Origin of the sequence: Luteimonas sp. RC10 (assembly GCF_014192745.1) — a bacterium.
Taxonomy (GTDB): Bacteria; Pseudomonadota; Gammaproteobacteria; order Xanthomonadales; family Xanthomonadaceae; genus Luteimonas.
In genome coordinates this window covers 25203-34074 of the sequence record NZ_JACHYJ010000012.1, presented here as the reverse complement: position 1 = coordinate 34074, position 8872 = coordinate 25203, and the positions used below count along the sequence as shown (strand labels likewise).

Here is an 8872-nt window from a genome sequence, read left to right as displayed (position 1 = left end):
CCCGAACCGAAGTTCGTTTCCGCCGAAGGAGCCGCACATCTTAGCGCAGCTTCCCGATCTGTCAACTCCCTGTGAAACCCGAGGAGTCCGACCGGTCCCCGCTTCCCTGGCCGACCTCAGCGTCGTCACAGCGTTGCGGGGCGCGCATTGTAAGCCGAATTCACACCGGGTCAACACCCCTGTCATGCAGATGTCGCGATCCCGTGTCAGACGGCGCGCTCGCTTGCGGTGGCAGCCGTGCACCCAACGCTTCCTGCTCGAGCAGCAGCGGACGGACGGTCAGCGCTTGGGCGACATCCGGCCACCCCGCCGCCTGTGCCCAACGCAGCATGGCGGCGTGCTGCGCCGCCGACGGGCGACGCGCGGCCTCGATCTCGGCCGGCGCCAGGTCCTGCGGCGACATCAGCCAGGGCCGCACCGCGCGGCCCACCTCGCGCATGGCGGCAGCCAGCGTGGCCGCAATCCGGAAGCCGCCTTCGTCGATATCGCCCCAGTGGTAGACAGCCACGTCGTCGGGCAATGCCTGCAGCACCCGTGCGCAGGCACGGCGCCAGGCCGGCGATGGCATCCCCCCGGTGTAGACCAGCAGCCCGTCTGCGGCCCCCTCGCAGGCTGCCGCATCGTGAAAGCTGGCGAGGTTCTCGATCGTCAGCAGGAATCGCGCCCCGGTCACGACCGCGTCGAGCCGTTCGACCGGGATGCCGAGATAGGGCCGGACCAACGGCAAGCCGGTGCCGTCGACAACGAGCGTGCCGGTCCCGGCGATCAGCATCGGCTGCGGTTCGCGCCTCAGGCCGAGTGCCGACCAGACGTGCTCGCGCTCAGGCGCGCTTGCATTCACCTCACCGCCGATCAGAAGCGCGAGCCACGGCGTCAGAGCCTCCAGCCGCTTGCTGTCGCCCAGCAGACGGATGCTCTCGCGCCGCAGCATCCGTTCGGCGCCGGCATCGGCATGGCGCGCCTCGACGACCCGCGCCGCGTCGGCCAGGTCGACTGCCGATTCGGGGCCGTGGCCTGGCCCCTTGCCCTGCGCCCAGGCGTCGAGCACCTCGGCAATGACCGGAAAGCGTGGCAGCCACCCGTCCAGCCGGGCCCTGGCCTCAGCCATGCGCGTGTCCAGCAATGCGATTCCCAGGTGCTGCGCCAACACGTCGAGATCGCGCACCGTCAGTCGCAGCAGGCGTTGCCCGTCGTCTCGATGGCGGTCGCGTTGGGCCGAGATCGCGCCGTCGCGCTCGGCCAGACGGATCTGCGCGTGGAAGTCTTCCTGCTCGGCGAGGGTGGACAGCGCGAGGTACTCGACCGCACTCGCGCCCGTCATCGGCAACGAAGCGGGCGCGGACTGGCCGCGCAGGCGTGCCCGCTCGCCCTTGCGCAGCAGCCGTTCGAGCACGCGCCGGGCGGCGCTCACGTCGCGCCGCGCTCGCTCGCGATACGGGCGGTCTCCTCGGCCAGCAGCTCGGGATGCAGGTCGAACTGGTCGCTGAGCAACAGCGCGCGGGCAGCCGCCTTGACCTCGATCCGTTCGACCTGCAGCAGATCGCCATCGCGGAACAGCTCGATGTAGCTGTCGAGCACGCCGCTGAGCGTGCCCTGCGCGGTATCGGGCGCGGCGAGCACGAGCTGCAGACCGAGCGAGCGCAGATAGTTGGTCGTCGCCCGTGCATTCTGGGCATCGATCTTGTCGCCGAACTCATCCAGCAGGATCAGGCCCATGCCGCCGGGGTGGACGTCGCTCTTGCCATAGGCCGCGGCGAGCGCGGCGCCGGCGATGACGTACAGCGGCGCGCGATGTTCGCCGCCCGAGCCCGAGCGCATGCGCTCGCTCAGCGAGCCGATCACGCGATCGTCCTGGCGGATCTGCACCTCGAAGCGGAAGAACCGCCGGTAGTCGTCGAGTGGCGACTGCGCGCTGCGCGCGGCGGCGCCGTCTTCGATCAGCTCGCGGAACGCGGCCGGCACTTCGCCGGCGCTGCCGAACAGGCCGTCCTCGCCGCCGACATCCGCGGCCCGGCGGATGAAGCGCTCCAGGTCGCGGAACTCGGGCACGACCTCGTAGTGGAACTGATAGCGCTCGTTGTTGGAGAACGCCGGGCTGCTGCGCAGGGTCCGGTTGAGCGTGGCGATCTGCTGCTTGAGGCGATTGAAGTTGTCGTACAGCGCCGACGCGACGCTGGCACGGAAGGTCTCGACCGCGGTGGCGTAGGCCTGCTCGGCCTCGCCCTGGTAGCGCACCAGGTCGGTGTCGCGCAGTTGCGCGAGTTCGCGCTGCAGCAGGCTGCGCGCCGGACGCCAGGCGCTGGCGTCGAAATCCAGGTTCAGGCCATGGTCGCGGGCGTACTGCGCCAATGCGCTCCAGGCCTCGGGCAGCAAGCGGCCGAGCTGACCGTCGCTGTCACGGGCGCGCTCGTCGCAGCGCCGGCTGCGCTCCTCGAGCGAGGGCCACTTGGCGTCGAGTTCCTCGCGCTGACGCTCGACCCGGTTCGGATCGACATCGCCGTCGCGGAAGGCATCGACCGCGGCCTGGGCGACGAGCGCCTCCTGCGCCTGCAGGCCTTCGAGCACCCGCTGCGCCTGGTCGACGCCGTTGCGCGACAAGGCCTCGGTGCCGATCAGGGCCTCGATCCGGCGCTCGTTCTCGTCGTGCCGCTCGCGCAACGCCCGCACCTGCTCGGCCAGACGCAGCAGGTCGGGATCGACCGCGTCGGCCTGGCTGCGCACGCGGGCGCGGTAGCGCGATTCGATCTGGCGATGCTGCAGCAACTGCGCATGCAGAGCATCGGCGGTCTCGCCGGCGTCAGCGAAGCGGGCGAACGCCTGCTGCAGCGCGTCGAGACGACGCGCCTCGGGTTCGCGCTCACGCAGGTCGCGCTCGACGGCCTCGAGTTCTTCGCGCAACACCCGCAGGCGTTCGCGGCCGTCGTTGGCGCCGATCCGCAGTTCCGAGCCGGCAGGCAACCGGCGCCGCTCGATCCCGCCGCCCTTGGCCACCAGGCCGTCGCGGGTCAGGCCCTGGCGACTGCGCACGACTTCGGCTTCGGTCTCCACGCAGCGCAGATCGCCGAGCTGCCGACGCAGATATGCGACCGCATCAGCGTCGTCACCCTCGATCAACGCCGCGACACTGTCGGCCGCGGGACGCTCGCCGCGCTGTCCGCGTGCAGCACCGGGCAGCGCGAGCTTGACGCCATAGACGGCGCGCGCGCCCTGCAGCGCGCGGTACACGCGCACCGCCTGTTCTTCCTGGCCGGCCGGCACCAGCAGCGCTTCGACGTGGCTGCGCAGATAGGCTTCGATGGCCGGCTGCCAGGCCGCATCGCGCACGCGCACCAGATCGCAGACCGGCTGCGCCTCGATCCCGGCGTCATGCAGATAGTTCATCAACCGCATGACGTCGTCGCGCAGACCGGCCTTGCCGACGCTCAGACGTTGCTGATTGCCCTTGAGTGCGTCGCGACGGCTGCGCGCCGCCTGCCAGGCCTCGTGGGCGGCGCGGGCGCGCGTGGCGACGGCGGCGCGCAGTGGCGCCGCGGAGGCGAGCGCCTCCAGGGCCTGGGCATGGAAGCGATCGGGCGCCAGCGCGATGGCGGCGTCGGGCGCAAGTTCGGACAGCGCGCCGGCCCAATCGCGCCAGGGCGCGACGGCAGCGTCGATCCGAGCCGCATCGAGCTCGGCGACGCCCAGGCCGTGCACCGCCTGCAACTGGTCGCGCACATAGGCGAACTGGGTGCCCAGTTCACGCTTGAGGCGGACCAGCTCCTCGCGGTCGCGCTCGGCCAGCTCGTCGAAGGAGGCCTGCTCCCCAAAGCCGCGGCTCCCCTGGAGCTGCTGCTGGGCGAGCTCGAGTTCGTGCTTGAGGCTTTCGCGCTCGCTGCGCGCATCCTGCAACTGCACGCGGGCCGCCGCCAGCGCTTGGCGGGCCGCGTCACCCGCCTGTTCGGCCTGCTCCACCTGTTCGCCGAGCAGATCGCGGCGGTACTCGGCCGCGAGCGCGCGGTAGGAAGCGGCGCGCACCGCCTGTGCGGCGATCTTGCCGTACTGGCGCTCGACCTCTTCGGCCGACTCGATGCGCTGGCGGACCTGTTCGATCTTGTCGCGGATCTGCCGGAAGCTCTCGAGCAGTGCGCGGAAGCGGGCGATGTCGGTCGGCCGGTCTTCGGCGACCAGCGTCCGCACGAACAGGTCGACATCCTCGACCCGCTGCAGGTTCAGCGCGTTCTGGAACGCCTTGCGATAGGCGTTGAGGTCGGGCTGGACGCCGGGCGCGGCGCGCAGCCGGAACAGCAGGTCGCGGACGAAGCGCTCGCTGGTGGTGTGCAACTCGACCTTCTCGCCTGCCTCGCGGCAGCGGCGCGCAGCCAGTTCGCGGAATGTCGGCCAGGCCAGCGGCAGTTCGCGGCCCTTGATGCGCTCCAGGTGGTCGTCGCGCTCCAGCGCGACACCGGGCAGCAGGTACAGGCCGTGCAGCCGGTGCTCGGGCTCGTCGACGGAGGCGCCCAGTGCGATGCCGGCCGTCAGCGCCTGACCGGTCTCCTGGTCGCGGAACACCAGGCTGATATAGGTGGTTGCGGTGCGACGCTTGCGGCCGTCGTCGCCACTGCGGTACACGCCCAGGCAGTAATCGCGGATGGTGCGCGCGCGGGCGCTGCCGCCGGCCTGGGCGTTGAAGCGGATGCGGCTGCGGTCGCCGCCCAGCAGCACGATCTGCAGCGCGTCGAGCAACGCACTCTTGCCGGCGCCGTTGGGCGCGATGATCGCGCTGGTCGCATCGAGTTCGAGCGTCTGCGCCTCGAACAGGAAGAACTGCACCAGGTGGACGCGTTCAAGCAGCTGCATCGTCATCCTCCGGCGTGTCCTGCGCGCTGTCGTCCGAGGCGCCGTCGTCGTCATCGCGATTGTGCTGGTCGAGGCGCTGCAGCCACAGTTCGCCGACGATCTCCACGATCGCCGGACGCACCACCAGATGGAATGGCTGCGGATCGTCGCGGTCCGAATCCACCAGCCGCGCCAGGCCCCAGCGGCGCAAGGTGCGTGCCAGCGTGCGCAAGGTGCCGACGTCGGGCATCGGGCGGCCGGCCAGTGCCTGGTAGGCCTCCTGCAGTTCGGGCAGTTCGACGACGACCTCGCCGTGTTCCTCGATCTGTCCCTGGCGCATCGCCTCGTCATAGCGCTGGCGCAGCACCAGCAGCAGCAAGGTCTCGTCCAGCGTGACTGCGACGCCCTCGCCATGCGCGGGCAGCGCGACCAGATAGCGGTAGTGCGGATTGCGCGCCAGCCGGATGCCCAGCGGCGCGAGCGCGCCGACGAAATCGTCGAAATGGTCCTCGACCAGGTGGTAGGCCACGCGCGAGGTGCGATCGGCGGCGTAGAGCACCTGCTCGGTGACCAGGCGATACGCCGCGCGTTCGAAGTCCTGCACGGTGTACAGGCCGTTGGACTGTTGGCTCAAGGTGTTCCAGCTGCGTTTCATGCGGGGGTCCGGGAAGCGGGCGCGAGCCGGCGGACGACGAAGCGCGGCGCGCGCAGGACGCCGTTGTCCAGCGGTTCGGCGGAATCGAGGAGCTCGACGCGGAAGCCGCGCAGCAGCCGGCTGAGCGGATCGTCGCGGCGCAGGCCGCCGATCCGCTGGCTGCGCAGCGCGAGCGTGAGCAGGGTCTGGTAGGCACGCAGGTCCTCGATCGAGGCCACGCGCATCCGGGCCGAATCGACGCTGTCGGCTTCACCCAGGTGGTGGCCGACATAGCGGGCCATGTCCTCGGCGGTGACCAGCCGCGCACGCTTCATGCGCCGCAACAGGCTCAGCCGCGCGAGTTGCTCGGGCGTCGGCACCTGCGCGGCATTGGCACTGCGTGGAATCGGCTGCGGGCGGGTCCGCGGCGGACGCAGACGAGTCTCGTCCATCAGCGCGCCGGGCGCGACCGGCAAGCGCAGCGCCTCGGCCGGCGCGGTCAGCACGCCGCAACAGGCACGACGCAGCAGGATGTCGAGCCGGTCGGGCGCGCGCAGCCGGTAGTCGAGGAACGCCAGCGCGCGGCGGTTGGCCTGGCGGATGTCGTCATCGAGCCGGCCGAGGTACTCGTCGATGCGCTCGAGCTCGCGCAGGCGGCGCAGGCTGCGCCCGAGCCGCAGCGCCGCACGGGCATCGTCGCCCCCGGCCAGGTGCTCGCGGTACCAGGCCCGCAGCGCCTCGTGCCGCGGGCCGGTCTCGACCTGCTGCACCATCGCCAGGATCGAGCTGCGGCGCGCCAGCGGGTGGTCGGCGCGATGAAGACCGGCGTAGTCGCCGATGAAAAAACGCGAGACGTACTGCTCGAACCATTGCCGCGCGAACTGCGCGGTGGTCTCGGCGCGGCTGAGCTCGGGCATCAGGTCGCGCACCTGCAGGCTCATCGACGCCAGCGAGACCAGCAGTCGGCGGGCCTGGTCGGCTGCTTCATCGAGGGCGTCACCGGCGCCGGCCCCATCGACGACCTGCTGCATCTGCAGTTCGATCGAGCGCACCTTGGCCGAGACGAAGGTCGGTCCGTGCTCGGCGAACTCGACCAGGGTCGACAACAGCTGCGAGACCGCCGGCGGCATGGCGACCATCTCGCGTGCGCCGATGCGCTCCTGGCGCAGCCAGCCGGCGTTGCGGAAACGCTCGTAGATGCCATGCGCGCGGATGCCCGGTGGCGTGTCCGGGCCCTGCCCGTCCTCGTCCTCCCAGGGATCGTCGGCCACCAGATAGCGCTCGATTGCGGCGGTGATCTCGCGACGCGGCAAGCCGTGGCTGGGCGGCATCGGCGCATCGGGGCCGAAGAACTCGTCGAACAACCGGTGCAGCAGCAGCCAGTAGTGTTCGCGGTTGGCCGAGGCCAGCGGGCCGAACACGCCGGCCGGCACGACCGAGAACAGCGAGGGCGGAGTCGAATCGCTCATCGAGCGGCGCGTCCGTGCGGGCAGTACGTCGTCTTCACCGCGGCATTTTCACAGATCGCGAGGCCGGCGTGGGTGTGCCGCCGCGGCCGGCAACCGCCGGGCGGCGGCGCCCGCAGGGCCTACTCGACGGTGACCGACTTGGCGAGATTGCGCGGCTTGTCGACGTCGGTGCCGCGCGCCAGTGCGGTGTGGTAGGCCAGCAGCTGCACCGGGATCGTGTGCACGATCGGGCTCAGCACGCCGACATGGCGCGGGGTGCGGATCACGTGCACACCCTCGGACGGACCGAAGTTGCTGTCGGCATCGGTGAACACGAACAGCTCGCCACCGCGCGCGCGCACTTCCTGCATGTTGGACTTCACCTTCTCCAGCAGTCCGTCCTTGGGGGCGATCACCACGACCGGCATGTCGGCATCGACCAGCGCCAGCGGACCGTGTTTGAGCTCGCCCGCCGGATAGGCCTCGGCGTGGATGTAGGAGATCTCCTTGAGCTTGAGCGCGCCTTCGAGCGCGATCGGGTAATGCACGCCGCGTCCCAGGAACAGCGCATGCTGCTTGGGCGCGAAGCGCTCGGCCCACGAGGCGATCTGCGGCTCGAGGTTGAGCGCGTGCTGCACGCTGCCCGGCAGATGGCGCAGGGCCTCGATATAGTCGGCCTCCTGCGCGGCATCGACGCGGCCGTTCAGTTTTCCGAGGGTGGCGGCCAGCGCGAACAGGCCGACGAGCTGGGTCGTGAACGCCTTGGTCGAGGCGACGCCGATCTCGGCGCCGGCGCGGGTGTAGAACACCAGGCTGCTGGCGCGCGGGATCGCGCTCTCGGGCACATTGCAGATCGACAGCGTATGCCGGTGGCCGAGCGACTTGGCGTACTTGAGCGCCTCCATCGTGTCGAGCGTCTCGCCCGACTGGGAAATGGTCACGATCAGGTGCTTGGGGTTGGCCACTGCCTCGCGGTAGCGGTACTCGCTGGCGATCTCGACCGAGCACGGCAGACCGGCGATCGACTCGATCCAATAACGCGCGACCGAGCCGGCATAGAAACTGGTGCCGCAGGCCAGGATCTGCACGCCCTCGACCCCGCCCAGCACCTGGCCGTCGGCATCGCCGAACAGCGCCGGCGCAAACGCGGCCGCATCGATGATCGCCTCGAGCGTGTCGCCCAGCGCGCGCGGCTGCTCGTGGATCTCCTTCTGCATGAAGTGCCGGTACGGCCCCAGCTCCAGCGACGCCAGCGAAACGTCGGACAGGTGCTCAGGACGCGTCACCTCGGCCCCGCTGCCGTCGAAGATCCGCACCGCGTCACGGGTGAGCTCGGCGGTGTCGCCCTCTTCGAGGAAGATCACCCGGCGGGTGGCCTGGAGGATCGCCGAGACGTCGGAGGCGACGAACTGTTCGCCCTCGCCCAGACCGACCAGCAACGGGCAGCCCATCCGGGCGGCGACCAGGCGGCCGGGGTCGCGCCGGTCGATCACCGCCAGCGCGTAGGCGCCATCGAGCTCGTTGACCGTGGCCTGCAGCGCGGCCAGCAGGTCCAGCCCCTGGGTCTGGTGATGGTGGATCAGGTGGGCGATGACCTCGGTGTCGGTCTGCGACTCGAACACGTAGCCCAGCGCGGTCAGGCGCTCGCGCTGCGTCTCGTGGTTCTCGATGATGCCGTTATGCACCAGCGCCAGCGTGTCGTGGCTGATGTGCGGATGCGCGTTGTGCTCGGTGACGCCACCGTGGGTCGCCCAGCGCGTGTGGCCGATCCCCAAGGAAGCGTGCAGCGCCTCGGCTTGCGCGGCGGCGGCCATCTCGGCGACGCGACCGGTCCGGCGCACGCGCCGCACCGCATCACCGTCGAGCACGGCGATGCCGGCCGAATCGTAGCCGCGGTACTCGAGCCGCTTGAGGCCCTCGACCAGGACTGGGACCACATCACGATCCGCGATCGCACCGACGATTCCGCACATGC

At 70.6% G+C, this 8872-nt stretch carries 5 protein-coding genes; all 5 read right to left on the bottom strand.

Translation table 11 applies throughout. The features are described from left to right. Positions 1–160: 160 nt before the first annotated feature. A complete protein-coding gene (locus tag FHW73_RS17585; RefSeq protein ID WP_183427973.1) occupies positions 161–1411 on the bottom strand; it encodes a Wadjet anti-phage system protein JetD domain-containing protein in 1251 nt (416 codons plus the stop codon). Next, complete coding sequence (locus FHW73_RS17140; protein WP_183427972.1) at positions 1408–4836, bottom strand: SbcC/MukB-like Walker B domain-containing protein; 3429 nt, start codon at positions 4834–4836, stop codon at positions 1408–1410. Before FHW73_RS17140 ends, FHW73_RS17585 begins: the two co-directional genes overlap by 4 nt. Then, the gene (locus tag FHW73_RS17135; RefSeq protein WP_183427971.1) at positions 4823–5470 is read right to left on the bottom strand and encodes a DUF4194 domain-containing protein; all 648 of its coding nucleotides are present in this window, start codon (positions 5468–5470) and stop codon (positions 4823–4825) included. The genes FHW73_RS17140 and FHW73_RS17135 overlap by 14 nt, the downstream gene beginning before the upstream one ends. Beyond that, on the bottom strand, positions 5467–6918 hold the full coding sequence (locus FHW73_RS17130) for a Wadjet anti-phage system protein JetA family protein (RefSeq protein WP_183427970.1): 1452 nt from the start codon (positions 6916–6918) through the stop codon (positions 5467–5469). Before FHW73_RS17130 ends, FHW73_RS17135 begins: the two co-directional genes overlap by 4 nt. Before the next feature lie 119 nt (positions 6919–7037). Next, entirely contained in the window at positions 7038–8870 is a 1833-nt protein-coding gene (gene glmS / locus FHW73_RS17125; RefSeq protein WP_183427969.1) for a glutamine--fructose-6-phosphate transaminase (isomerizing), read from the bottom strand. Positions 8871–8872: the final 2 nt, after the last annotated feature.

Coding starts and splice junctions, on each gene's coding strand:
- FHW73_RS17140 (WP_183427972.1), bottom strand. CDS start 4,836: ATGCAGCTGCTTGAACGCGTCCACCTGGTGCAGTTCTTCCTGTTCGAG.
- FHW73_RS17130 (WP_183427970.1), bottom strand. CDS start 6,918: ATGAGCGATTCGACTCCGCCCTCGCTGTTCTCGGTCGTGCCGGCCGGC.
- FHW73_RS17135 (WP_183427971.1), bottom strand. CDS start 5,470: ATGAAACGCAGCTGGAACACCTTGAGCCAACAGTCCAACGGCCTGTAC.
- glmS (WP_183427969.1), bottom strand. CDS start 8,870: ATGTGCGGAATCGTCGGTGCGATCGCGGATCGTGATGTGGTCCCAGTC.